General features: G+C 75.0%; 20 protein-coding genes. 8 read left to right on the forward strand and 12 right to left on the reverse strand.

Annotated features, from left to right (window positions below; genetic code table 11):
- Positions 1 to 71 precede the first annotated feature (71 nt).
- Positions 72 to 917 carry a hypothetical protein gene (locus tag JYK04_RS00865; RefSeq protein WP_189746970.1) on the forward strand — a complete coding sequence of 282 codons (846 nt, stop codon included), beginning with the start codon at positions 72 to 74 and terminating at the stop codon, positions 915 to 917.
- A 71-nt stretch (positions 918 to 988) separates the two neighbouring features.
- On the opposite strand, the gene JYK04_RS00870 is transcribed toward JYK04_RS00865, so the two are convergent.
- Positions 989 to 4,771 (reverse strand): nSTAND1 domain-containing NTPase, encoded by a 3,783-nt coding sequence (locus JYK04_RS00870; protein ID WP_189746968.1) that lies wholly within the window; start codon positions 4,769 to 4,771, stop codon positions 989 to 991.
- A 155-nt stretch (positions 4,772 to 4,926) separates the two neighbouring features.
- Here JYK04_RS00870 and JYK04_RS00875 point away from each other — a divergent pair, with 155 nt between their 5' ends.
- The 5 genes from JYK04_RS00875 (at position 4,927) to JYK04_RS00895 (ending at position 8,177) form a co-directional block, all read left to right on the forward strand.
- The gene (locus JYK04_RS00875; protein WP_189746966.1) at positions 4,927 to 5,385 is read left to right on the forward strand and encodes an RICIN domain-containing protein; all 459 of its coding nucleotides are present in this window, start codon (positions 4,927 to 4,929) and stop codon (positions 5,383 to 5,385) included.
- Between the two features lie 153 nt (positions 5,386 to 5,538).
- Positions 5,539 to 6,024: a DUF2975 domain-containing protein gene (locus JYK04_RS00880; RefSeq protein WP_189746964.1), complete on the forward strand. Its 486-nt coding sequence runs from the start codon at positions 5,539 to 5,541 to the stop codon at positions 6,022 to 6,024.
- The gene (locus tag JYK04_RS00885) at positions 6,024 to 6,272 is read left to right on the forward strand and encodes a helix-turn-helix domain-containing protein (RefSeq protein WP_189746962.1); all 249 of its coding nucleotides are present in this window, start codon (positions 6,024 to 6,026) and stop codon (positions 6,270 to 6,272) included. The genes JYK04_RS00880 and JYK04_RS00885 overlap by 1 nt, the downstream gene beginning before the upstream one ends.
- A 269-nt stretch (positions 6,273 to 6,541) precedes the next feature.
- Positions 6,542 to 7,261, forward strand: coding sequence for a hypothetical protein (locus JYK04_RS00890; RefSeq protein ID WP_189746960.1), 720 nt, complete (start codon positions 6,542 to 6,544; stop codon positions 7,259 to 7,261).
- A 73-nt stretch (positions 7,262 to 7,334) separates the two neighbouring features.
- Positions 7,335 to 8,177, forward strand: a complete 843-nt coding sequence (locus JYK04_RS00895) for an amidase family protein (protein WP_425282275.1) — start codon at positions 7,335 to 7,337, stop codon at positions 8,175 to 8,177.
- A gap of 19 nt (positions 8,178 to 8,196) precedes the next feature.
- Here JYK04_RS00895 and JYK04_RS00900 read toward each other — a convergent pair whose 3' ends face one another.
- Positions 8,197 to 8,571 (reverse strand): winged helix-turn-helix transcriptional regulator, encoded by a 375-nt coding sequence (locus JYK04_RS00900; RefSeq protein ID WP_229876866.1) that lies wholly within the window; start codon positions 8,569 to 8,571, stop codon positions 8,197 to 8,199.
- Positions 8,572 to 8,635: 64 nt separating this feature from the next.
- Here JYK04_RS00900 and JYK04_RS00905 point away from each other — a divergent pair, with 64 nt between their 5' ends.
- A complete protein-coding gene (locus JYK04_RS00905; protein WP_229876865.1) occupies positions 8,636 to 9,340 on the forward strand; it encodes an NADPH-dependent F420 reductase in 705 nt (234 codons plus the stop codon).
- A gap of 37 nt (positions 9,341 to 9,377) precedes the next feature.
- Here JYK04_RS00905 and JYK04_RS00910 read toward each other — a convergent pair whose 3' ends face one another.
- The 7 genes from JYK04_RS00910 to JYK04_RS00940 form a co-directional block, all read right to left on the reverse strand.
- Positions 9,378 to 11,129: a thiopeptide-type bacteriocin biosynthesis protein gene (locus tag JYK04_RS00910; RefSeq protein ID WP_189746956.1), complete on the reverse strand. Its 1,752-nt coding sequence runs from the start codon at positions 11,127 to 11,129 to the stop codon at positions 9,378 to 9,380.
- A 29-nt stretch (positions 11,130 to 11,158) separates the two neighbouring features.
- A complete protein-coding gene (locus tag JYK04_RS00915) occupies positions 11,159 to 13,096 on the reverse strand; it encodes a TOMM precursor leader peptide-binding protein (RefSeq protein ID WP_189746954.1) in 1,938 nt (645 codons plus the stop codon).
- Positions 13,093 to 14,973 carry a hypothetical protein gene (locus tag JYK04_RS00920; RefSeq protein ID WP_189746952.1) on the reverse strand — a complete coding sequence of 627 codons (1,881 nt, stop codon included), beginning with the start codon at positions 14,971 to 14,973 and terminating at the stop codon, positions 13,093 to 13,095. The genes JYK04_RS00915 and JYK04_RS00920 overlap by 4 nt, the downstream gene beginning before the upstream one ends.
- Complete coding sequence (locus JYK04_RS00925; protein ID WP_189746950.1) at positions 14,970 to 16,193, reverse strand: lantibiotic dehydratase C-terminal domain-containing protein; 1,224 nt, start codon at positions 16,191 to 16,193, stop codon at positions 14,970 to 14,972. Before JYK04_RS00925 ends, JYK04_RS00920 begins: the two co-directional genes overlap by 4 nt.
- A complete protein-coding gene (locus JYK04_RS00930; RefSeq protein ID WP_189746948.1) occupies positions 16,190 to 18,889 on the reverse strand; it encodes a lantibiotic dehydratase in 2,700 nt (899 codons plus the stop codon). Before JYK04_RS00930 ends, JYK04_RS00925 begins: the two co-directional genes overlap by 4 nt.
- A gap of 189 nt (positions 18,890 to 19,078) precedes the next feature.
- Entirely contained in the window at positions 19,079 to 19,261 is a 183-nt protein-coding gene (locus JYK04_RS00935; RefSeq protein ID WP_189746946.1) for a thiazolylpeptide-type bacteriocin, read from the reverse strand.
- Positions 19,262 to 19,283: 22 nt separating this feature from the next.
- Positions 19,284 to 19,472: a thiazolylpeptide-type bacteriocin gene (locus JYK04_RS00940; RefSeq protein ID WP_189746945.1), complete on the reverse strand. Its 189-nt coding sequence runs from the start codon at positions 19,470 to 19,472 to the stop codon at positions 19,284 to 19,286.
- Between the two features lie 610 nt (positions 19,473 to 20,082).
- Between JYK04_RS00940 and JYK04_RS00945 the strand changes: the two genes are divergently transcribed.
- On the forward strand, positions 20,083 to 21,072 hold the full coding sequence (locus JYK04_RS00945; RefSeq protein WP_229876864.1) for a PI-PLC domain-containing protein: 990 nt from the start codon (positions 20,083 to 20,085) through the stop codon (positions 21,070 to 21,072).
- Between the two features lie 182 nt (positions 21,073 to 21,254).
- Here the strand turns inward: JYK04_RS00945 and JYK04_RS00950 are convergent, their stop codons facing one another.
- The 3 genes from JYK04_RS00950 to JYK04_RS00960 all read right to left on the reverse strand — a co-directional run bounded on the left by JYK04_RS00950 (position 21,255) and on the right by JYK04_RS00960 (position 24,330).
- Positions 21,255 to 22,418, reverse strand: coding sequence for a PP2C family protein-serine/threonine phosphatase (locus tag JYK04_RS00950; protein WP_229876863.1), 1,164 nt, complete (start codon positions 22,416 to 22,418; stop codon positions 21,255 to 21,257).
- Positions 22,419 to 22,585: 167 nt separating this feature from the next.
- Positions 22,586 to 23,233 (reverse strand): CE1759 family FMN reductase, encoded by a 648-nt coding sequence (locus JYK04_RS00955; RefSeq protein ID WP_189746941.1) that lies wholly within the window; start codon positions 23,231 to 23,233, stop codon positions 22,586 to 22,588.
- On the reverse strand, positions 23,230 to 24,330 hold the full coding sequence (locus tag JYK04_RS00960; protein WP_189746939.1) for an LLM class flavin-dependent oxidoreductase: 1,101 nt from the start codon (positions 24,328 to 24,330) through the stop codon (positions 23,230 to 23,232). The genes JYK04_RS00955 and JYK04_RS00960 overlap by 4 nt, the downstream gene beginning before the upstream one ends.
- Positions 24,331 to 24,573 lie beyond the last annotated feature (243 nt).

Consider the following 24,573-nt stretch of genomic DNA (forward strand, 5'->3'; position numbering starts at 1 on the left):
CGGCGGGTTCCCGGGGGTGGGCAGTGGTCGAGGTCGGGCGGCAGGGCGCGTTCGGTGTGAACTGTGTCGGCATGGAGCGTCGGCCGTTCCCGTTGAGCTTCAGTGTCCGTGAGGCCGAGGGGGTGTGGCGGGTGAGCGCGGGTGCGGCCCAGGCGGGTGAGCTGGCCGACCTGCTGGTGGCCGTGGCGGACGGCTCGGTCGCGGTGCTGTCCCTGGAGACCAATTCCTATCTGGACGAGGACTGGCAGCAGCTGCGGCCCGGGCTGATCGCGGCCGATCTCGGCGTGCCGTGCACGGTCCACCCCCTCGGGTCTTGGGCGTCCGGCACGCACGGGCTCGCGGAGGAGATCCTGGTGATGGACCGCGGCCTCCTGCCGCGGTTCCTGGACGGCAGCTGGTCGCCGTACGAACTGGCTCTGGTCGACGTGCCCGCCGGCGTGAGTGCGGAGCGGCTCGACGAGCTGGCGCTGGTGGTCGGCACGGCCGGCTTCGACGAGACGCTGCTGAGCCGCTTGGAAGGCTCCCGGGTCTGGTTCTCGGGTCACGACGACTGCTATGTGCTGCTGGAGGCCCGCGACGCCGCCCTGCCGGGCGCGGTCCTGGCCCGGCTGCTGACCCTGCTGGCCGGCTCCGCCCTCGCCGGACTCACCGGGAGCCCCTCCGTGCGTGTTCCCGAGCCCGGGCCCTGGCTGTCTGAGCGGCTGATCGCCCGCGCACCCCACTGGATCGGGGCCCTGGGCGAGGTCACCGGGGAGCTGGTGACCATCGAGCTGGCCGCCCTGGCGGCCCCGTGGCGGCTGGACGTCGCCTTCCCGCAGCGGGCCGACCTCACGGTGACGCTCGATGTACGCGGCGGGACGTGGCGGATCGCGCCCGTGGGGTCGGATGCGCGGAGTGTCGCGCCGCCGGGCTCGTGACCGGCCCGGTGCGGTGCCGTGCGGTACGCCCGGTGTGTCGTGCCGTGTTGTGTTGTGGGGGTTGACGGCTGTCATGGGGCGGGGCAGGGCGGGGTGAAGTCGACCGCCGTGAAGTACTGGGCCCACTGGGCCCTGGTGATCCGGGGGTAGGCGCTGTCGCAGATGCGGGTGGCGACCGTGGCCGGGCCGGTGTCCCGCAGCCGGATCGTGAAGTCGTTGCCGCCGGTGGCCAGGGTGTTGCCGTCCGGGCTGAACGCCACGGCCGGGACGGGGTTGGTGTGGCCGGTGAGGACGACGGGGGTGGCCGCGCCGCCGACGTCCCACAGCAGGGCCTTGCTGTCCGCGGCGCCGGCGGCCAGCCGGCGGCCGGCCGCGTCGAAGGCCATGGTGTAGAGCCAGGAGCCGGAGGCCGGCAGGCGCGTCACTTTCGCCGGGCGGTTCATGTCGTCGACGTCGATCAGCCAGAGGGTCTTGTCCGTTCGGTGGAAGGCGGCCAGTCTCCGGTTGTCGGGGCTGAACACGCCGCCGGTCAGGGGGTCGGACCGGAACGGGGACGGCAGTTCGCGGGGGCTGCGCGGTGCGCTGATGTCCCAGAACCTGAGCGAGCCGGACTCGCCGGTGCTCGTCACCAGTGTGCGGCCGTCCGGCCGGAACGAGGCCGTCGTGACGTGCGGTCCGTCCTCGGCGATCCGGCCCAGTGGCCGGGGGTCGCCGGGGTCGGTGAGGTCCCACAGTCCGGCCGTGGCCTGGGCCCAGAGGGCCAGCAGGTGGCCGTCCGGGCCGAAGGCGGCGCCGGCGACCTCGCCGCCGTCGGGGGTGAGGACCGATACCGGCCGCGGTGTGCGGGGATCGGTCACGTCCCACACGCGTGCGGTGCCGTCCTCGCTGGTGGTGACGAGGGTGCGCCCGTCCGGGCTGAACGCCACGCACCGGACGAACCTGGTGTGCCCGTGCAGGACCGACAGCGGCCACAGGGCCCGGCCGCCGGTGACCTGCCACAGCCGTGCGGTGCCGTCCCAGCTGGCGCTGGCGAGCAGGTGGCCGCCGGGGGCGAACGCCAGGGACGTGACGACGTCGTCGTGGGTGGCCAGGGACAGGTCCCGCAGGTCCAGGAGGCGGTCGGAGTTGGCGAGCACGCGGCCGTCCGGGCTGAACGCGGCCTGGTAGAAGCCGCCCTGGACGGTGCTGGTCCGCTTCGGGTGCGCCGGGGCGGTGACGTCCCAGAACTGGGTGGACCCGCCGACCGAGACGAGTGTGCCGCCGTCCGGGCTGAACGCCACCGACCAGACGATCGCCGGATGGACGGGCAGGACGGCCGGTGGCTGCGTCCGGCGGTCGCCGGAGATGTCCCAGACCCGTGCGGTGCGGTCCCAGCTCCCGGTCGCCACGGTCTTGCCGTCAGGGCTGAAGGCGGCGGAGGTCACCGTGTCGGTGTGGCCGCGCAGGACGTCGAGGAGGAGCGGATGCGCGGGGTCGCGGACGTCCCACAGTCTGGTGGTGGTGTCGCCGGTGGTCGCCGCCGTGCGGCTGTCGGGGCTGAACGTCACCGAGGTGAGGGCGGCGGAGTGGCCGGGCAGGGTGGCCAGCAGCCGCGGGCGGCGGGGGTCGGTGACGTTCCACAGTCGCGCCGTGCCGTCGGTGTGGCCGGTGGCGATGAGGCCGGCCGGCCCGGACGCCACCCATGTCGGCGCGGACCGCTGGTCCGCCAGCGTGCTCAGTTCGGCGGGCGCACGCCGGTCGGTCACGTCCCACAGCCGCACGGAGCGTTCGCTCGCCGTGGCCAGGATGCGGCCTCCTTCGCCGAAGGCCACCGACATCAGCCGCTCCGGCTGGTTCACGACGGCCAGTTGGAGGGGGTGGTGGGCGTCGGCGATGTCCCACAGCCGGATGGTGCGGTCCCAGCTCGCGGTGGCCAGGAGCGTGCTGTCCGGGGCGACGGAGACCGAGACCACGTCGGAGGTGTGGCTGGTGAGCCGGCTCGTGTACGGCGTCGCGAAGGTGCTCATCAGCTGGTCGCGGACGTCGTCGGTGGCTGCCAGGCGGTACGCGGCCAGGTTCAGCTGCGCGGCGAGCGAGGGGTTCTGCTGCCGTACCTCGGCCGCGTTCGCGGCGGCCTTGCGTGCGATGGCCACGTTGCGCTGCCCGATGGCCGCGTCGCGCGAGTCGACGGCCAGCCCGCCCGCGGTCGCCGCGACGGCCACCAGCACGGTGAGCAGGGTGACCAGTTGCCGCAGGCGGACCGTCCGGCGCCTGACCGCCGCCAGCTCGCCGGCCTGTGCTTCGCGGCTCGCGTCGAGGAAGCGGCGTTCCCTGGAGGTCAGCCGGGCGCCGTCGTGGGCGGCGGCCAGGTCCAGTGCCGCGGCCAGGCGGGCGCCCCGGTACAGGGTGTGCGGGTCGTGGTCCTGCGCCTCCCAGGCGGCGGTGGCGTCGGTGAGCTGGCGGTGCAGGAGCAGCTGGTCCCGGTCCTCGGTCAGCCAGCCGCGCAGTCTCGGCCAGCAGCGGATGATCGCCTCGTGGGTGATCTCGAGGCATTCCCGGTCCAGGGTCACGAGCCGTTGCCGGGCCAGGGATTCGAGTACGTGGACGGTGTCGGGGCTCGGGTCCAGCTCGTCCCTGGTGATCCGGCGCCTGGTGTCCTCGGTTCCGTCGCCCAGTGCGGTCAGCCGCAGGAACAGCGACCGGGCGAGGTCCTGCTGCGGCGGTGTCAGCGCCCCGTAGGCGGTCTCCGCGGTGTGGGCGAGCGCGTGCTGGATTCCGCCGGCCGCCAGGTATCCCTCCAGGGTCAGGCGGCTGCCGCTGCGCCGGCGCCAGGTCTCGACCATGGCGTGCGAGACCAGTGGCAGCGCGCCCGGCCGGCCGGTGGCGTCCGCGACCACGGCGGCCAGCAGCGGGCCGGTGACGGTGCAGTCGGCGAGGGCGGCCGGGCGGGTGACGGCCTCGCGCAGTTCCTGGCTGTTCATCGGGCCGACGGCGAGCTGTGCGTCGCGGATCGCCTCGACCAGGCGGGGGTCTTGGACGCAGTGGCCGTAGAAGTCGGCGCGGACGCCGAGTACGACCCGGGTCCGGCTGGTCGCCGTGGTGGCGGCCGCGGTCAGCATGGCGATGAAGGCGCCTCGTCGGCCTTGGTCCCCGCAGAGGGTGAAGACTTCCTCGAACTGGTCGACGACGATCAGTGTGTCGGTGTCCGGCGGATGATCGATCATGGCCTGCCGGATGCGCAGGTGCAGTGCCGCGGGATCGTCCGGCAGCTCGGCCGCGAGTGTGCCGGGGGCCTCTCCCGTCGCCGCGGCGAGGTGGATCGCGCACTCCTCCATGGGGTGCGGGCCGGGTGTGAAGAGCATCACCGGCCACCCCGATGCCCGTGCGCGGGCGACGAGTCCGGCCCGCAGCAGGGAGGACTTCCCCGAGCCGGACGGCCCGAAGACGGCCAGGAAGCGGTGCTCGCGCACCTTCGCGAGCAGCTCGGCGGTCAGGCGCTCGCGTCCGAAGAAGCGGTCGGCGTCCTCCGGCTGGAATGCCGACAGGCCCGTGTACGGTGCGCTCCGCCGGCCGGGCTGTCCGGGCTGCTCGTCGGGGGGTGTGCTCGCGGCGATCTCGGTGGCGACCGTGTGCCATCGGGCTTCCCACGCGCGGCGGTCGCCCTGGCAGGCCTCGACGTAGGCGAGCGTGACGGCAAGGCTCGGGAAGGTGTTCCCGCCCGCGGCGTCCGAGAGTGTCGTGGACGAGTAGTGCGCCCGTTTCGCCAGGGCCCGGTAGGGCGGCCGTCCCGCTGTCTCGCGCAGTTTCCGGAGGTCGGCCGCGAAGCGGGTGAGTGGACCGGAGTCCGGGTCGAGCGGGCGTTCGGGGCGTGGCATTGCCTTCCTTTCTGCGGCTCCGCAGCCGTGTCGGGTGGTGTTTGTCCAGCTTTTGATGTCCGGAACCCTCGTTCCGGCGCCGGACATCGGCCGGGGGCTAGACCAGGGCCAGCGCAACCGCGCAACGGCGATGGGAAGGGGAAATCATGAGGTCCGTGCGACGACTGATGCTGCTGGCGGCGGTCACCGGGCTGCTGGCCGGCGCCACCTTGACGGGCTCGCCCGCGGCTGCCGCGGCACCGCTGCTCAGGTCCAACCTGAACGGAAGGTGCGCCGACGTCTTCATGTTCCACCAGGAGAACGGCGCCTCCACCGTGACGTGGGACTGCCATGGCGGCACCAACCAGCAGTGGTACTGGGACGGTGAGCAGATCCGTTCGAGCATGAACGGGAAGTGCCTGGAGATCTACGGTCCCCATCTGGGTGACCAGGGCTCGGTGAGCATGTGGGACTGCCATGGCGGTCTCCACCAGAAGTGGTACCGCAACGGCAGTGAGATCCGTAACCGGGTGAACGGGAAGTGCCTCGACATCCTGGCCGGCCGGCCGGAGATCGGCCAGCTCCTGGTGAGCTGGAGCTGCAACGGCGCGCGGAGCCAGAGCTGGGACTTCTGAACGCCGGCCCCGTCCGGCCCGGCACACCGCGTGCCGGGCCGGGCGGGGCGTGCCGGGCCGGGCGGGGCGGGGGCCGTTGCCCGTTGTCCCGGACCTTGCCCTGCCTATCGAGTTTCGATAGATTTCCATCGTGGATCGATGGAAGGATGGGCCGTGGGGAAGCTGACCGTGCGTGCGTTGCGCGCCGTGCTCGCGGTGGTGCTCGTCGGCACCGTGTTCGTGCAGGCGTCGATGGTGTGGGCGTTGGTCACCGGCGAGGTGGAGGGGTCGCTCCCCCTGACCCCGATGCGGGTGATCGTGATCCTGGGCATGGTGTCGGCCCAGGTCGCCCTGGTCTGCGTAGGGCGGCTGACGGCGATGGTGCGGCGCGGAACCGTGTTCTCGCACGCCGCCTTCCGGTACGTGGACGGCGTGATCTGGGCGATCGTGGCGGCGGCCCTGCTGTGGTTCGCGGTCACGGCCGTCAACGCCCCCGGCCAGCGGGAGGACCCGGGCGTCACCGTGATCATGGGCGGGATCGGTCTGGCCATCCTGGGGGTCGCGCTCATCGTGCTCGTGCTGCGGATGCTGCTCGCCCAGGCCGTCGCGCGCGACGGCGAGGCGGCGCAGATGCGGGCCGAGCTGGACGAGGTGATCTGATGCCCATCGCCGTCGACATCGACGTGATGCTGGCCAGGCGGAAGATGTCGGTGGGTGAGCTCGCGGACCGGGTGGGGATCACGCCGGCCAACCTGGCGGTGCTCAAGAACGGCCGCGCCAGGGCGGTGCGCTTCGCGACGCTCGCGGCGCTCTGCGAGGTGCTCGAGTGCCAGCCGGGCGACCTGCTGCGCTGGGAGGCCGGGGACACCGCGGCGGACATCGCGGCGGACGGCGCGGAAGGGCGCTGAGCGGCCGGCGTCCGCCGTGCGGGACTGCGTACGGGCCAATTCCCGGGAACGGGCCCCGGCACGGCTTCGCACCCGGGGGCCGGCCCGGCCCGGAGGGCGGCAGCTCGTGTGCGCGTCTTCGCCGGAACCGGACTCCTGCCGGCGGTACCGCGGCTGCGGGCTGAGTGACCGTCGGTTTCGGAATGTCCGATTCCGGGGACGGTGTCCCAGCAGTGCCGCGATCGGCCCCCGCGCCACGACGGCGCCTGACGCGACAGCCGAGGGAGACCATGGGTGGGAAAGGCGTACGCCGGACGGCCGCGTCGGCCGCTCTTGCCGGAGCGGCCGCCCTCGTCCTGGCGGCTCCGCCGCCGGCCGGCGCCGAGCCCGGGGCCGGGACCGCGCCGCCGTCCGGGACCGCGGCCGCGCGGCAGGACGCCTCTCCCGCGCCGCCCGCGCCCCGCCTCCCCCGCGACTTCCGGGGCAGGGGCAAGTGGATCGTCCGGGACCTGGACATCACGGTGCCGTTCACCTGGGAGGGGAGGGAGGGCGACAGCCAGATGACCGCGGGGGGCCCGCAGTACCCGATCTGGTTCACCAACCTGATCTACCACGACACGCTCTACACGCTGACGTACAAATGGCCCGGCCTGGACGAACACCCCTGCTCGCGCATCCCGGGCTTCAGCCTGGAGGACCTGAACCAGGGGTTCGCAAACGCCCGGTTCGTCGGGCCGGAGACCCTGCGGCGCACCCCGCAGCGGCGCGTGAACCACTGGAGGGTGGGGGTGGTCTTCCCGGAGCTGCCTCCCGGGAATTACCCGCGGCTGCCGCTCGCGCTCGGCGACGTCTACGTCGACGAGAACGACCGGGGCACCTTCTGGCAGGTGCTGCAGTTCGGCGTCCAGAACCTCTACGACCCCGAGCTGGACGAGTGGCTGGTCATGGACACCTTCGAGCACCGGCCGGGGACCGTGACGCTTCCCCGGCGGTGCGAGCCGCCCCGGTGAGCGGTTCCCGTCCGGTACCCCCTCGACTGATCGATCTTCAACATCATCCGGTCGCATCGGCACTGCCCCTGACATCAACGGCCTCGCGGTGCACGGCGGGCTCAGCCGCACCGTGCGCGACAGTGCGGCCCTGCTCGACCTGATCCAGGGCCCGGAGACCGGCGACCCCTACTTCGCCGAGCGCCCCCGCCGCCCGTACCTCGAGGAGATCACCAGGGAGCCCGGCCGGCTGCGCGTCGGCCTGGTCACCACCCCCTGGAGCGGGCGGACGGTGGAGCCGGCCGTGGGCGAGGCCGCGCTGGCCGCCGCCCGGCTGCTGGAATCGCTCGGCCACCGGGTCGAGGCCGCCGCCGTGGATCTCGGCGTGGGCTGGGAGGAGTTCGTCCTGGCCAACGCCCGCCTGTGGTCCGCGAATCTGGTGACGTGGATCGACGGCCTCGCCGGGGCGTCGGGCCGCCCGGTGGACGAGTCCACCGTGGAGCCCGAGATGCTCGCGAGCTACGCGTGGGGGCTCGGGGTGAGCGGTGCGCAGTTCGTGCACGCCCTGGAGGTGCGCAACCGGGTCGCCCGCTCGGTCGGCGCCTGCTTCGGGGCCCGGGACCTGCTGCTGACGCCCACCCTCCCCGAGATACCGGTGCCCCTGGGCACCTACGGCCGGGGCGCGGAGCACGCCGACGGGCTGGGCCGGATGGAGCACCTCTTGCACCGCTCGCCGTTCACCGCCGCCTTCAACGTCGCCGGGACGCCCGCGATGTCGGTGCCGCTCGCCTGCGACCCGGCCACCGGCATGCCGGTCGGTGTCCAGTTCGCCGCGGGCTACGGACGCGAGGACGTACTGTTCCGGCTCGCCGCGCAGCTGGAGAAGGCCGCGCCCTGGGCGCAGCGCAGGCCTGCCGTGTGGGCGGGCGCGGCCTGACCCGGCAGGAGACACCCCCTCAGCGGGTGCTGAAGCGGTCCTGGGAGGCCAGGACGGTGTCGGCGTGGCGGGCGGCCCAGCTGCCCATCGCGCGGATGGGGACCAGCAGGGCCGTGCCGGCCTCGGTGAGGGTGTAGTCGACGCGCGGTGGCGCCTGGGCGTAACGGCGGCGCTCCACCAGGCCGTTGTACTCCAGCCGCCTCAGCGCGTCGTTGAGCACCTTGGGGCTGATCCCGCCGATCCGCTCCAGCAGGGCGCGCGGGCGCATCGGGCCGCCCTCGCCGAGGACGAAGACCACCACGCTGTCCCACCGGTTCGCCAGCACCTCGAAGGCGATCCGGGCCCGGCAGTCCGCCGCGAACACGTCCCCCGCCAGCTCCTGTTGCTCTCCCATCCGCCCATCCTGCCCGGCCGATGCACACCGTGCGGTGTGCATCGGGGCGCCTAGCGTCCGGGGCATGACATCCCACAATGCGGGGGAAAAGGGGAGCGGCATCATGCGGATCGGCATTCTCGGCACGGGCTCGATGGCGACGGCCCTGGGCGGTGCCTGGGTGCGGGCCGGGCACCAGGTCCTGGTGGGCGGGCGGAACGCGGCGGCCGCGGCCCGGGCGGCGGCCCGGACCGGGGCCGCCGGGCACGGCGGGCTCGCCGAGGCGGCCGCCTACGGTGAGGCGGTGCTGATGGCCGTACCGGCGGACAGCGCACCGCGGCTGGCCCGGGAGCTCGCCCCGGTGCTGGCCGGGCGGACGGTGCTCGACTGCACGGTGCCCATGGCGGCGGGCCCGGACGGGCCCTCGCCGACCACGGCCGGCGGCACGGACTCCGTCGCCGCGCGGATCTCGGCGGCCGCGCCGGACGCCGGTGTCGCCAAGGTCTTCGGGATCTGCCACGAGAGCATCTGGACCCTGCCGCGGCCCGCCTTCGAGGGAGCGCCCCTGGCGGTGCCCTTCTGCGCCGGCACCCCGGCCGCCGCCGCCCTCACCGGGGAGCTGATCGTGTCGATGGGCTGCTCCCCGCTGCCGTGCGGCGGACTGTCCCGCGCGGCGCTGCTGGAGTCGGCCGCCGTCCTCGCCGTCGGTGTGTGGTGGTCCGGCGGCGAGGTGCGCCACGTGTTCCCCTCCCCCGCCCTGGCGCCGGGCGCGGTCGACGACGGGCCCTGAGGGCCGTAGTGCGGTGCGGGCCCGTGGCGTGCCCGGGTCACCTGTCGTGGCGGTGCGGCCTGCGGCCGAGGGGAAGGAGGTACTGGAGCGGCTGGTCCGGGTCGTTGAGTCCGAGCAGTTCGTGGGCCAGGTCGTCGTGGAAGCCGCCCAGCGGGGTCCCGCCCAGGCCCAGGGCCGACGCCGTGAGCAGCAGGGTCTGGGCCAGGTGGCCGGTCTCCAGCAGGGCCAGGCGCAGCGCGCGCAGTCCGTAGCGGCGGCGCAGCAGGCCGAGGTCGGCGTAGAGGGCGAGGAGTACCGGTGCCTGGGCGATGCCGATCCAGTCCGGGTCGGTGGAGGGGCGCGAGAGGTAGGTCGACAGGGCGGTGATGTCCTCGGGCGGCGCCGCCGGGCCGATGCGGCGCAGGGTCCGGCGTTCGGGGACGCAGTCGTAGGTGCCGGCGGGAAGGCCGCTCACGTCGAGGACGAGGAGGCGGACGCGTGCCGTGTGGAGGGCGCCGGCGCTGGGGTAGGGGCGGTGGGCCAGGGTACGGGTCGTGCCGTCGGCGAGGTGCTGCTCGCTGCGGCCGCTCTCGGCGAGGGAGTGCCACAGCAGGGCGCCGAGCGTGCCGGTGTCGAGGGGGCCGGTGAGGGCGCCGCGCAGCGAGGAGCGTGCGGCCAGCACCGCGGCCAGGGGCACCTGGGGCAACGGGTCGGCGGGGAGGGGGATTTCGGCCGGCCCGGCCGCCGGGGACGGGGATGGGGCCGTGGATGGGGACGGGGAGGGGGAGGGGGAGGGTAGGGGGCGCAGTGCCGAGTCCTCGCCGCGGCCGATCTGGAACTTGCTGCGCTCCAGGTACTGCAGGTCGGGGGCGGTGTGGCCGGGCGGGAAGAAGCCTGCCGGCGCGTCCGTCTCCAGCAGGGTGCGCGCGGCCAGCCGGCACACGGCCCGTTCCTCGTCGGGGCTCACTCCCAGCCGGTTGAACAGCATGTGCAGCTGGGAGCCCCAGATCCCGGCCCGGGTCCCCTCGCCGGGGCCGCCGAGCAGCGCGTCGGCCTCCCGGACCTGTTCGGCCCAGTGCTCCAGCCAGGGCGCCGCGGTGCCGGCCCGCAGGCGTTCGCGCAGGTCCGCGGCGCGCCCTGCGAGGGTGGTGCGCTGCGCGGCGTGGACGGTGTTGACCCTTGTGTGGACGGCGGCGGCGGGCAGCAGCGGCACCTCGGTGACCCAGCGCCAGCCGGCCGCGTGCGCGCGGAGCCAGCGTGCGGCGGCGAGCGGGTCCATGCCGAGCGCGTACGCCGTGGTGTGTGCGAGGTCCGCGGCCGCGGTGAGGCGGGATGCGGCCGTGGTGGTGGCGGGCAGGGCCCGCAGTACGTCCAGGGCGGTGCGGGTGGAGGCGGCGAAGAGCGCCTCGGCGACGGGCAGGGCCCGCGGTCCGCCGTAGCGCCGGGTTTCGGGTACGTAGGGCACGGCGCGGATCTCGGCGTGCCGGGAGGGCCAGGGGCCGGGGACGGCGGGCACCTGCCGGGCCCGCCGGGCCAGCAGGTCCGGGAGGTCCGGGAGCCGGTGGGGGTCCGCGGCGGCCGCGGCCGTGGTGGTGCGGATACGGATCCGCAGGTGGGGGCCGTCCTGCCCGTAGCGGATGAAGAACCAGTCGGCGGCTTCGCCGGCGGCCACGAGGCCGTCGAGGAGGGGGGCCGCGTCGCGGAGCAGGAAGCGGTCGGTGTCCTCGGTGGTGGAGTGCAGGAAGAGGTGGTGGCTCTGCCAGGTGCCGGCGGCGGCGCCCGTGCCGGTGTCGTTGTCGGTCGTCGTCACGTCGTCCGGTCCTCGCCTCGCGTGTCGGGTCAGGGGAAGGGGTGCGGGTGCAGGGGCAGTTCGCCGTGGCGCAGCGGCCGGCTCGTGCGGCCCAGGCGGTGGGGCACGTCCAGCAGCCGGGACAGGCCGAGGGTGCGCCGGTTGACGTGCCCGAAGGTCATCGGGAGGGCGCCGGGGACGACGACCTTCACGCAGTGCAGGCCGAACCGGTCGCGCAGTCCCGGCTCGCTCTGGTCGACGGTGATCACTTCCAGTCCGGCCCGGGCCAGCCGGCCGACGGTGTGCGTCAGGAGGCCGGAGAGGTCGGGCACCGGGGCGGGGGCGCCGGGCCAGGCCGCCTCGACCGTCGTGGCCGGGGTGTCGGCGAAGAGGAACTCCAGGCGCGGGGCGGCCTCGGGCAGGGTGCTCAGCCCGACGTGGTCGTCCAGGGTCTGCACGAGTTCGGGGTGCTCCAGCATGGGCCGCAGCCGTCCGGGGTCGCGCGGCCCTCCCGTGGCGGAGGAGCGGTGCGGTGCCTCCAGCACGTTGGTGACGACCTCGGCGACGGCGGAGCGGATGGCGGCGCGCGGATCGTGGTGGGCGCCGGCCGCGAGGAACATCCGCGGTGCGTCGGGGTGGCCGCCCTCGTAGCGGCAGACGGCCAGGACGGCCGGGACGGCGAAGTCGTTGGTGGCGTCCAGGAGCAGGAGCCGGTAGCCGGCGGCCGCCGCCCGGTCCGCGAGCAGCAGGGTGTCGGTGTCGTCGGCGGGCGGGTGGATGCGGCGCAGCGGGGTGGCGGCGTACCAGGCCATGAGGAAGGCGTCGCGTTCGGCGACCTCGAACAGCCCGTACAGGGCGGCTTCTTCGGGGCTGTTGCCGAGGCCGCAGCCGTTGGAGGACTCGTAGACGACGCGCGGCCGGTCCGGTCCCGGCACGTCCCAGTAGGCGACGTGTTCGGGGACGGCGGTCGGTTTGCGGTGGGTGAGGGACCAGCCGTGTACCCAGTGGAGCGGCAGGTCCGGGGTGTAGGGGACGGTGGGTGAGGCGGGGTGGCCGTGGTGGGCGGGGTCGGGCAGGCCGAGGCGTGCGGGGTCCAGGGCGCGGTCCGGGCCCAGTTCGGCGAAGGAGGCCAGCAGGTCGGTGCGGCGGCCGGTGGGGCGCATGCCCGCGTACCGTTCGACGGCTTCGAAGAGGGCGATGCGTTCGCTGTCGGGGAAGGTGCGGGCCCGGCCGTGGCCGCCGTCGTCGACGGTCCTGCCGTCGGTGACGAGCGCGCTGGTGAGGCTGAACGCCGAGTCCTCGGAGCGGCGCAGCAGCCGCACGGGGCCGAACCGTTCGTCGTGGAGGGCGGCGCGCAGTGCGGCGCCGGTCGTACGGGGGTTGGGGTCGCGCAGGACGGCCGGGTCGGGCAGCGGGCGGGGTCCGCGGGGCAGGGGGGCCAGCGGTGTCTGTGTGTCGGAGGGCAGCGGGTGGCACACGTCGCAGCCGCCGACGGGGCGGACGTGGTGGGTGGACCAGGTGCCGCGGCCCTGGTGGACGATGTGGACGACGGCCGCGTCCGGGTCCCTGTCCGGGTCGGGGTCGGGGTCGAGGAGGTCGTGGACGAGGGCTTCCACGGCCGGGGTCAGGGCGGGTGAGGGTACTCCGGCCAGGGTCAGCTTCGGGGTCTGCCAGGGGACCCGGCCGCCCGCGGTCGCCAGGCGCTGGTACTCGGTGCAGACGAGGCAGGCCGGGCCGCCCGGCCGGAGCACCGGTCCGATCACCGCCAGCGGCCCGTCGTAGCGCACCGGGACCAGGGCCAGGGGCCGGTGCAGGGCGTGGCGGCTCAGTTCCCCGGCGAGGCCGAGCGTCCAGCGGGTCAGCAAGACCGCGGCCCGGCCGGTGGTGGCGGCGAGGGCTGCGGTGGCGTCCAGTACGGGGACGGGGCCCGGACCGGCCGCGGGTGCGGGTGCGGGTGCGGGTGCGGGTGCGGTGGCGGGGCGGGTCATCGGGCCTCCCCGGCGGTGTGCAGCACGGTGAGGCCGAAGGAGCGCAGCAGGCCGGCGAGGCCGGGGTCGGGTGCGGATTCGGGTGGGGGTGGTGTGGGCGCGGGGCCGGCTCCGTAGAGCCGGTGCAGGGTGTCCTGGAGGGCTTCCTCGCGTCCGGCCAGGTCGGCGAGCCAGCCCCCGGTCCAGCCGGGGTCCTCCCAGGCGGCGGTGGGTACACCGGCCGCCGCCAGCGGGGCGGCCGCGCCTCCGGAGGGCGGTGGCGGGGCGTCGGGCGCCCCGGCGGCGGGGGTGCAGGCGGTGGTGACGGCGGCCAGCGCGGCGAAGGCGGCGGCGTCGCCGGGGGTGGCCTCGACGGCTTCGCCGAGCAGCGGGCCCGGCCCGTGTCCCGGCCCCGGCGGGGTGCGGTGGACCACGGCCCGGTACGCCTGTGCGTGGGGGGCGGCCCGGTGCACCTCCAGTCGTGCGGGGACGGCGAGCCGGCCGGTCAGGGTCGTCCACCAGTGGCGCAGCTGCGGGTGGCCGGACCATCGGGCCGGGTCCATCGGGGTGCGGCGGTGCGGGGCGGCGGCGAGGCGGCGTGCGGCGGCGTGGCGCAGGGCGCGGCCGCGGGCGTGCCCGGGGTCGGCCCCGACGGTGAACGCGGTGTTCCCGAGGAGCAGTTCGGCGGCGCGGCAGAACAGTTCGAGGCGGGCCAGGTCGAGGCGGGGCCCGCCGCCGGTCAGGGTGCGGGGGGTGGTGGCGTGCCCGGTGGCGGGGCCGGGCAGTGTGCAGGTGGCGAGGGGGACCGGGAGTTGGGGCAGGTCCCCCGGCAGGGGTGCGGGCAGGGGTCCGCAGCGGCGTTCCCCGAGGGCGGTGATCCGCCGCAGTGCTTCGGCGAGTCCGGCCGGGGGCGCGAGGCGGACGCGGCGGTCGGCGTCGATCCGCTCGGGGCCGAGCCAGCTGTGGTGGTCGGCGCGGGCGGGGCGGGCGTCGGCGAGGAGGACGGCGGGGATGCCGGGGAGCAGCCGCGGGTCGTCGGCCTCGGTGGCGGGGTCGGGCAGCCCGGCGGCCGCGCACAGCAGCCGGTGGGCGGCCGCGCCGGCCAGCAGTGCGGCGAGCGTGCCCGGGGGCCGGCCGGGGCGCGGTGCGGCGGCACCGTCGGCGGCGTCGGCGGCGTCGGCGGCGTCGGCGGCGTCGGCGGCGTCGGCGGCGTGGGCGGCGTGGGCGGCGTGGGTGAGCCGGGTCTCCAGGGCGGCCGCGTCGGCGCGTGCCTGGGCGGCGCTGCCGGGGGCGGTCGCGTATCCGGTGGCGCCTACCTGTCCGGCCGCGACCGTCCGGTCCGGGCCCGTGCCGCGGACGGTCAGCAGGACGCGGCCGGGGGGCAGGTCCGGGTCGGGGGTGAGGGTGACGGGCACGCCGCCGGCTGCCAGCGCCCGTACGGCGGCGGCGGCGGGCGGGGAGGCCGGGTCGCGGGCCAGGACCTGGGCCCGGGCGGTGGCGAGGAGGGCGGCCGCGTCGGCGGGGCGGGCGGCCGTGGCGTCGATCCATTGTGCGACGGCGGGGTCGGGGTGCGCGGCGGGTGGTGCGGGGAGGAGGAGGTCGTGGTCGGCGAGCCGGGCGAGGAGGGTGTCGACGGCGGTGCGGACGGCCGAGCCCGGTTCCAGGCCCTCCCGGAAGGCGGCGAGGCGTCCGTGGCGCAGGGGTTCCTCCAGCAGGCCCCACACCACGGGGACGGCGGTGCTGCCTTCCAGCGTGACGCTGCCACGGCGCCCGCGCAGGTGCAGGCCGGTGCGCAGTGGTGTGGCGGCGGTGCCGGGGCGCAGCCGGTCGCCGCCCGCCCGGTTCCCGCCGGCGCCCTCGGCGTTCTGGGTGTTCTGGGTGGTGTGTTCGCCGGTCATGTCCGTGCCTCCACCGCGTCGATGACGGTGGCGATCTCGGTGCGCCAGTCGCAGCCGGTCAGGGCGGGCACGGCGCGGACGACGAGGTGGGCGGCGAGGTAGCGCTCCAGCGGGCGGACGTCGCAGACGGCCAGCAGCCGGTACAGGGCGTTGGTGCAGGCCCGGTGGATGAGGTAGTCGGGGCGGCTCCACATCGTGCCGTGCGGGTCGGCGCGGCGCAGCAGTTGGTGGAACTCGCTGTAGCGGGTGCGGATGTCCTGGTTCCAGCGTTCGTAGGCGGCGGTGTCGCCGGTGGCGGCGGCGCGGGTCCGGTAGGCGAGGGGGTCTCCGTGGAGGTCGGCGCCGGCGGCGTGGCGGCGGGCCGTGAGCTGCCAGGCGGTGCGGGAGAAGCCGGCCCAGGCCTGTTCCCATGCGTCGGTGTGTCCGTCGGCGATGCGCTGGACGAGGGCGGTGACGGTGTCCCCGGCGGTTTGGGCGTGCCGTTCGAAGGTGGCGCGGAGCCTTCCGTCGGGGTCGTCGTGGAGGAGGAAGTCCTCCAGGTGGGAGACGTAGGACCAGTGTCCGCCGGTCAGGCCGCCGGGGTGGGCGCAGGCGTGGGCGGCCAGGGCGGTCACCGCGAGGCGGAGCCGGGCCCGGTCGGTGTCCCCGTGCCGGCCGAGGAAGCCGGCTCCGGCCCGCAGGGCGTGAAGGCCGTGGCGCAGGAGGTCCTCGCGCAGGGCGGTTCCGTCGGCTTTGAGGAGGGTGCGTACGGGGGTCCGGTCGACGGGTTCGATCCGGGTGGTGTTGTCGGGGTGGATCGGCCCGTAGGGCGGGGGGAGGAGTTCGGCGCGTCCGGCTTCGGCGGCCTGTTGCAGGAGTTGGGCCTCGGTGAGGTCGCTGTGGGAGGGGTGGGCGTGCAGCCAGGTGCGGATGCGGGCGGCGGCGGCCTCGGCGGTGCGGGCGACGGCGGCGGGGTCGGTGCCCTGCAGGCGCAGCCGCAGGTGCGGGCCGTGCAGCCAGTGGCGCTCCACGTGGGCGGGGGTGCCGGCGGCGGTGGCGGTGGCGGCGAGCGGCAGCATGACCTCGCGCAGCAGCGGGGCTTTGACCGGGTGGTGGTAGTAGGCGACGACGTCCAGCGCGCCGTGGTCGCGGGGGTCTGGTCGCCGGGGGGTGGCGGGGTCGGGGGGCGGCATGTCGGGTGCGCTCCTGTCGTGGTGCTGCGGGGTCGGCGGGCGGGTCATCGCGGGCGTCCGTCCCGGTAGACCTCGAGGGCGAGTTCGACGGCCCGGGCGGGTGCGGGCAGGCCGCCGGGTGCGGGCAGTGCCTCTTCCAGGACGGCGCCGTCGGGGTGCCGGGACAGCCATTTGGCGAGGCTGCGCAGGTGCAGGGCGTTGCCGAGGTCGGCGAGGTGGGGTTTGGGGCGGGTCAGGCGGCCCAGGAAGTCCTCGGTGGCCCGGCCGGTGGGGGCGGCGGCGGCCGGGTGCAGGAAGACCTGTTCGGGCAGGCCGAGGCGGGCGCGCCAGTCTGCGGTGGCGGCGGCGGGGACCCGGTGGGGGCGGGTGTCGGCGGCGAGGTCGGCGCGCAGGGCGGCCACGACGGCGGGGGGCAGCAGCCAGCGGCGGCGCTGGAGGACCACGTGGCGGTGGCGGAGCCGGGCGCTGACGGTGACCGGGCCGCCGGGTGTGTGAAGGGTCCGGCGGGGGGCGAGGGGCCGGAAGTCGACGGCGCCGGCGGGGTGGTCGGCGAGGTGGGGTGCGATGCGGGCGGGCAGCAGCACGGGGGCGAGGAAGCCGGGGTAGAGCACGTCGAGGGGTTCGCCGGTGGTCCTCAGGCGGATGCGGACCTGGTCGGTGGCTTCGTCGTGGACGAGTTCGAGGTCGGCCTCGGCGATGGGGGTGCGGGTGCGGTCGGGGCCGATCTCGTCCGGGACGAGGAGGGGGTGGAGGTTGGCGTTGAACCCGCCGACGGGGCGGATCTGGGCGGGGCGGGCGCCGGGGCCGAGGCCGCGGCGGATCTGCCGGGACACCTCGGCGGTGGCGCAGGGGTCGAGGAAGTCCAGGAAGCGGCTGGTGAAGCGGCCCCATCCGCCGTAGACGTGGTTGACGGCCAGCAGCCCGGCGGCGGGGTCGCGCTGGAGGAAGTAGGTGTAGCTGAGGGGGCGTTCGAGGGCCTGGGCGGGGAGCCGTTCTCCGAGGGTCTTGAGGGTGTCGGCGGGCAGTACCGCCTCGGCGGTGGGAGCGGGGCCGTCGTGGTCGTGCAGGGCGGCGGTGATCTCCGTGCGCAGCCGGGCCAGGGGTTCGGTCGCGCTGGGGAACGCGTCCCGGTCGGCGGGGTCGAGCAGGGCGATCCGTCCGGCGGACTCCCAGGCGGCGGTGACGTCGGGGCCGAACTCCCAGGGGTGTGCGCAGCGTCCGCCGGTGCCGTAGCGCTCGACGAAGCGGTCCCGCAGGGCGCGGCGGACGAGATGGCCGAGGTCGAAGAGTTCGGCGAGGGCGGTGACCTCGCCGAGGGCCTCGTGGTCGGCGGCCGTGAGGAATCCGTCGAGTGCCAGCGGGCGCGGGGCGATCACGTCCTCGGACAGGACGGTCAGCGGGGCGGATCCGGTGGGGACGGGCCGGCCGGCGGCGGCCAGCTCGGCGGTCCAGCGCTGGGTGAGGGTGGTGAGCAGGCCGGGGCGGTCGGCGGCCGGGGTGGCCGTGAACCGGTCGGTCAGCGTGGCGAGTTCGGCGATCCGGTCGGCGCGGTGCGCGTCCGCGGGGTGGCCGGGTGCGAAGGTGCGGACCCAGGCGTCGAGGCGTTGCAGGGGGGCGGGGTCCTGCGGGGCGAGGGGGTGCTGGGGGACGAGCAGGCCGGCGTGGGTGAGCCGGTCGAGGAAGGCGGCGGCCGCGGCCGCGGCCCGGCCGCCGGTCTCGTCCTCGCCGGGCGGGCAGAGCGCGGTGGCCAGGTGCCGGGTCAGGTCCGCGAGCGGTACGGGGTTCTCGGCGAGGGCGGTGAGCAGGCTCAGCGGTCGGCCGGAGGCCACTTCGGCCTGGTCCTCGCCGGGCACGAGGTAGCGGCCGCCGGCGAAGGAGGGCCGGTCGCGGGTGTAGGCGGTGCGGGTGCCGGCGGTGCGTGCGGTGCTGGTGATGCGGTGGGGAAGGGTGGTGCGCCGGTGTGGTGCGTCGAGGAGGGCGAGGGTCAGCGCGGTGGTCAGGGTGCGGTTGGTGCGTACGACGGAGTGCAGGGGGCCGTCGAGGAGGGGTGCGGTGCCCCAGGAGGTGACCGGGCGGGCGGGGCCGTCGGTGGGGTGGCCGGGCAGTGGGCCCCATCCGACCGCCGTGAACCATGACAGCGGGCTGGTCTTGGTGCTGGCCCGCAGGGCGTAGCGCAGCACGGTGGGTTCCTCTTTGCGGGCGCGGCGGTCGGTGGCGGCGGTGGCGGCGCGGTTGATGGCGCGCAGCAGGTCGGCGCTGGTCAGGGCGGTGGCCTTGGCGAGGGCGGGTTCGCGGCAGAGGGCGGCGAGCGAGGCGCGTTCGGCGTCGAGGGCGGGGCCGCAGGCCGTGTCGAGGGCGGCCAGGAGGGTGGTGCGGTCGGCGCGCAGGGCGAGCCAGGTGGCGAGCCGGGGAAGGCGGGCCGGCAGGTCGCCGAGGCGGGCGAGGAGGGCGGGGCGGGGTTCGCGGCGGTTGTGCAGGGCTCTGCGCAGGGGCAGGACGGTGTCGCGGTGGAAGTCCGCGGGGTGGGTGTCGCGGGCGGCGTACAGGTCGTCGCACAGGGGTGCGGCGGTCAGGGCCAGTTCGGTGTCGAGGCGGTGGAGGCGGGCCAGCAGGTCCCGGAAGGCGGCCGCGGCGGGGGGCTGGGCCGGGTGGGCGAGGACGGTGGCGCGGGCCAGCGCGTAGGGCGCGGACCGTACCCGGTAGCCGTCGGTGCCGGGGGCGGAGTGCGGTGGCGGCTGCGGCATGGGTTCCCGTCCTGTGGGTGGGGGCGGCGCGCGGCTTCCCGCCGGGCACCGGGGCCGCGGCGGGAAGCGTCTGGCGAGCGGTCATGCGGTGGCGCAGTGGCGCAGTGGCGCAGTGGCGCGGTGGTGCAGTGGCGCGGTGGTGCAGTGGTGCTGTGTTCGGTGGTGCGGTGGTGCGGTGGTGTTCCCCGGTTACAGGGGGAGTTCGGGCAGCTGCGGGTGGGCGCAGGAGGACGAGCCGCAGGAACAGGAGCTGCCGCCGTTGGACGCGCCGCCCTCGGGCAGCGCGACCGTGTCCCGCATGGAGGTCACGGTGAGTTCACCGAGGTCGAGGTCGTCGAGGCCGAAGCCGGCGGACTGCGTGGTGTCGTTCATGGGGTGCCTCTCGTGTAGGGGGTCAGACCTCGAGGGCGGTGACGTCCTGCGGCTGGGCGCAGGACGACGACCCCTGGCAGGAGCAGGAGCCCCAGGACGCGCCGCCCTCGGGGAGCGCGGCGGTGTCCCGCATCGAGGTGACGGTGAGGTCGCCGAGGTCGAGCTCCAGGTCGTGGAGTTCGGTCTCGGGGGTGCGTGCGGTGTCGGACATAGCTGTCTCCCGGGATGTGGAAGCGGAAAGCCGGAAGTGCACTGGACGTCGGTCGGCCGGACCGTGCGGAGAGTATTGCGACGCCGTCCGGACGGCAGCAAGTGCCCGGGGGTTATGTTCGCCGCCCGGCCGAGTCCGGTTCTGATCGGTGATGCCGCGGTCGGCCGGAACCGGCGGCGGGGGATTTCGGCCGCTCCCCCGCAATTGCGTCCGCTCCCCCGCTATTCCGCGGGGATGGCCGGGCCCTGCCGGAGCGGGGGCGTCCGCAATTTCCCGGCGGGAATGCGGAATGCGCGGCGTGCGGGCCGCCGGTGCCGGATGCCGTGCACCGGTGCGGCCCGGGGGCTTCCGGCGGGGCGGGAAGCGGTGGCCCGCGGTCCGGGCCGCCCCGGTGGACGTCCGGCCGCATGGAGGCGATTCACACCGCACCGGAATCCCTGCCCCCGTTTTCCCTGCGGGTGTTTTCCCGTCAACCGGCAAAAGCGGGGCGGCGGCTGTTTCCCGCCATTCCGGGACCACCCCCAACCGGATTCATTCATCGTGCATCTACGAGCATGCGGCGGGTGGGATGAACCGGCCGATCCGGACACCGACATGACGGAGTTGTTTCTTGACCAGTTATCTCAGGCATGGCGCCGGACCGCGGATGCTGCGGGTGTTGCTCTCGGCGCTGTGCGCGGTCCTCGCCGCCACCGCGCTCGGTACGGGCCCGGCGGCAGCGGCCGATCAGCGTCACCCGGTCTACGCCATCGCGCACCGCGTCGACACCCTGGGCGGCGTGGACGCCGCGCTGGCGCACGGTGCCAACGGCATCGAGATGGATGTCTGCGCCTGGTGGAACCCGAACGAGTGGCGGGCCTATCACGACTGTTCCTCGGCCGGCGACAACCGGCTGGGCCCCGGCTTCGACAGCATGGTCGACCGCATCCTCGCCCACGCGGGCCAGGGGCGCAGGCTGTCGCTGGTGTGGCTGGACATCAAGGACCCGAACTACTGCGGGGAGCGGGAGAACCGCGGGTGCAGCGTCGCCGGGCTGCGGGACAAGGCGCAGCGGCTGACGGCTGCCGGGATCCAGGTGCTCTACGGGTTCTACGAGTACCACGGCGGCGGCACCCCGGACGTCGGCGGCCGGGGCTGGAAGAGCCTGGAAGGCAGGCTCGGCGCTCTGGAGGGCATCACGACGACCGGGACCCGCGACCAGGTCCGGGGGGCCTTCGACCGGTCCGGTTCCGCCTTCCCGGCCGGGCGCCGGGTGATGGACTACGGCGACAGCGACATCACCAAGGGGTTCGGCAACTGCACGGAGGCCGGCTCCTACACGTGCGCGGAGCTGAAGAAGGGTGCCGCCGACCGTGATGCCGGACGGCTGGCGGCGGCCCTGTCCTGGACGACCACCTACAACGATCCGTGGTACGTCGACAGACTGCTGGGCGACGGGCGGGTGGACGGCATCATCGCGGGCTACGGGGCGTTCACGGGGGTGCGGGAGTACGACGACGGCTGGCAGTGCGCCAACTCCGTCGCCCTGATCCGTGACTGGGTGATGCGCCACGGCGGGACCCATCGCATGGCCGCGCCCGGAGACCGGCTGTTTGGGTAGGGCGCGGGCAGCGCGGCCGGCCGCATCCGGGGGCGGGGGCGTGACGCTCGGCCCCCGGGGTCGTTGGACGGGTAGGTCAGCGAAGTGCACGAAGGCCCCGGGTCGTTGTCGGGGCCTTCGTGGTGTGCGGCGGCCGGTCCGGGGCGGGGCGGGGCGGGGCGGGGCGGGGCGGGGGTGGTGTGTCAGCCGGGGGCGTGCGGGGCGATCGCGAGCATCGCGACGTCGTCGTGGAGGGTGCGGGTGTGGCGGGGCAGGTCGGTGTTGAGGAAGTCGACGACGTCGGCGGGTCCGGGTGCCGGGCGGCCTTCGAAGCGGTGGCGCAGCCGCTCCACCAGGGGGTAGAAGTCGCCGCCGGTGTCACGGGCCTCCACCAGCCCGTCCGTGACCAGCAGCAGTACGTCGCCCCGGGTGAAGGGGTGGGTGCGCGCCACCGGCCCGTCCGGCCCGTCCGGTCTGTCCTGCCCGTCCGGTGCGTGTGGTGCGGCCAGCCGGCCCAGGCCGAGCGGGAGCGCCGGCGGGCCGTCCAGCGTGCGTACCCGGCCGCGGGAGATCAGTACCGGCTCCACGTGCCCGTGGTTGGCCACCGTCACCTGGTGCGCCAGGCTGTCGTACTCGATGAGCACGGCGGTCGCGAACAGTTCGGCGTCCCGGGTCTCCTCGGCCTCGCGGACCAGCCCCCGTTCCAGGCGGGCGGCGACGGCCGGCAGGTCGTGCGCCTCGTAGGCGGCGTCGCGGAAGCTGCCGAGGAGGGCTGCGACGGTGCGGACCGCCGGGAGTCCTTTGCCGCGTACGTCGCCGATGATGGCGCGTTCCCCGGCCCGGGTGGCGCGGATGTCGAAGAGGTCGCCGCCCACCATGGTCCCGGCCTCGCTGGGCCGGTACAGGCAGGCCGCGAGCACGTTCCCGACCTGGTGCGGCACCGGGCGCAGCAGGGCCCGCATCAGGGCTTCGGCGACGGAGTTGGCGTGGACGAGGTGGCGTTCCTGGCTGCGGCGGTGTGCGGCGAGTGCGGTCGCGAGGATGCCGACGACGGCGGTGGCGATGTCGGCGGTGACGTGGTGGGTCTCGCCGAGGTGGTGGGCGGTGGCGGCGAGGGAGCCTTCCAGGAGGATCGCGAGGGCGGTGAACGCGGCCACGGCGGCCGGGCCGAAGGCGTACGCGGCGATGGCGGGCAGGGCGATGAGGAAGAAGCTCACCGCCCATTCCTTGTGCAGGGCGGCTTCCAGGAGGAGGACGAGGGCGGTGTAGAGGAACGGCAGCCACCGCGTCCAGGCCGGCGGCGCGGCCGGCCGGAAGCCGTCGTCGGCGGCGGCCGTCGGGGGCGTGTCCGGGCGGGTGCCTCTCACCGCCCGCTCCCGGGTGCCGTGCGGAGGGCCGCGCGCCCACGGGAGCTGTGCACACGGGCCTCCTGACATGGGCGTGATCGACTGTCACAGCGTGAGGAGGAAGCCGGGCCGAAGCGTCGATTACGCCGACCGCGGCATGTTGCCCGCCGGGTGGGGCCGCGGGGCCGTCACCCGGCGCGCAGTGCGGCCAGCCTCTGTTCGAAGGGCACCGGCCGGTGGCCGTGTGCGGGATCCGCGGAGGTGATCGCCCCGGTCACCGAACGGGGTGCGATCGCGGCGGCGGTGTCGGGGGCGGTGTCGGGGGTGGCGGGGTGCATGGAGCGGGCCAGTTCCGTGCCCGCGCGGGTGATCCGCTGTGCCAGGCCCTGTTCGCCCCAGTCCTGCGAGGCCGCGTACACGGCGGTGGGCAGGACGAGTGCGCGCAGGTGGGTGAAGAGCGGGCGCATGGCGTGTTCGGTGACCAGGCTGTGCCGGGCCGTGCCGCCGGTCGCGCCGAGGAGGACCGGTGTGCCGGTGAGGGCGTCTTTGTCGATGAGGTCGAAGAACGACTTGAACAGGCCGCTGTAGGAGGCCGCGAAGACCGGGGTCACGGCGATCAGGCCGTCCGCGGCCGCCACCGTGTCGAGTGCGGCGGCCAGCCGGGCGGGCGGGAATCCGGTGACGAGGTGCTGGGCGATCTCCGTGGCCAGTTCCCGCAGTTCGACGGTCTCGGGTTCGGCGTCCAGGCGGGCGAGCGTGGCGGCCGTGAGCCGGTCGGCGAGCAGGCGGGTGGAGGAGGGCGAGCTCAGTCCTGCCGATACGACGGCGAGTTTCATGCCTGGGTCCGCTCCTTCGGGGCCTGCCGGGCGGCCGCCACGCGGGCGGGGTGGGTCGGGGCGTCCGGTACGCCGGCCGGGCGCAGGTTCGCGAACTCCTTGCGCAGGACGGGTACGACCTCTTCGCCCAGGAGGTCGAGCTGTTCCAGGACGGTCTTCAGGGGCAGGCCCGCGTGGTCCATCAGGAACAGCTGGCGCTGGTAGTCGCCGGCGTAGTCGCGGAAGGACAGGGTGCGTTCGATGACCTGCTGGGGCGAGCCGACGGTCAGCGGTGTCTGGGAGGTGAACTCCTCCAGGGACGGGCCGTGGCCGTAGACGGGTGCGTTGTCGAAGTAGGGGCGGAACTCGCGTACCGCGTCCTGGGAGTTCTTGCGCATGAAGACCTGGCCGCCGAGTCCGACGATGGCCTGTTCGGGGGTGCCGTGGCCGTAGTGGGCGTAGCGCTCCCGGTAGAGGCGGACCATCTGCTCGGTGTGGGAGGCGGGCCAGAAGATGTTGTTGTGGAAGAAGCCGTCGCCGTAGTAGGCGGCCTGTTCGGCGATCTCCGGGGAGCGGATGGAGCCGTGCCAGACGAAGGGCGCGACGTTGTCGAGGGGGCGCGGGGTGGAGGTGAAGGACTGCAGCGGGGTGCGGAACTTGCCCTTCCAGGTGACGGTGTCCTCGTCCCACAGGCGGCGCAGCAGGGCGTAGTTCTCGATGGCGAGGTCGATGCCGTCGCGGATGTCCTTGCCGAACCAGGGGTAGACCGGTCCGGTGTTGCCGCGGCCCGTCATGAGGTCGACGCGGCCGTCCGCGACGTGCTGGAGCATCGCGAAGTCCTCGGCGATCTTCACCGGGTCGTTGGTGGTGATCAGTGTCGTCGAGGTGGACAGGATCAGGTGCTCGGTGCGTGCGGCGATGTAGCCGAGCATCGTGGTCGGCGAGGAGGGGACGAACGGCGGGTTGTGGTGCTCGCCGGTGGCGAAGACGTCGAGGCCGACTTCCTCGGCCTTCTGTGCGATGGCGAGCATCGCCTTGATGCGCTCGTGCTCGCCGGGCACGCGTCCGGTCGTCGGGTCGGCCGTGACGTCGCCGACGGTGAAGATCCCGAACTGCATGGCTTCCCATCCCCTTCCAAGATTGTTGATGATTCAACCACACTGGGAACGGGGGGTGCGCCCGGGGTATTCCCGCCCGGCGCGGGGCCGGGGCACGGCGGCCCCGGGGGTACGGGGGTACGGGGGTACGGGGGTACGGGGGTACGGGGGTACGGGGGTACGGGGGTACGGGGCCGCCCCCGCCGCGCCCGGCGGCAGGGGCCGGGCGCGGCGGGGGCGGGGAGCCGGGGCCCGGAGGCCGGG

Source organism: Streptomyces nojiriensis (assembly GCF_017639205.1).
GTDB classification, from domain to species: domain Bacteria; phylum Actinomycetota; class Actinomycetes; order Streptomycetales; family Streptomycetaceae; genus Streptomyces; species Streptomyces nojiriensis.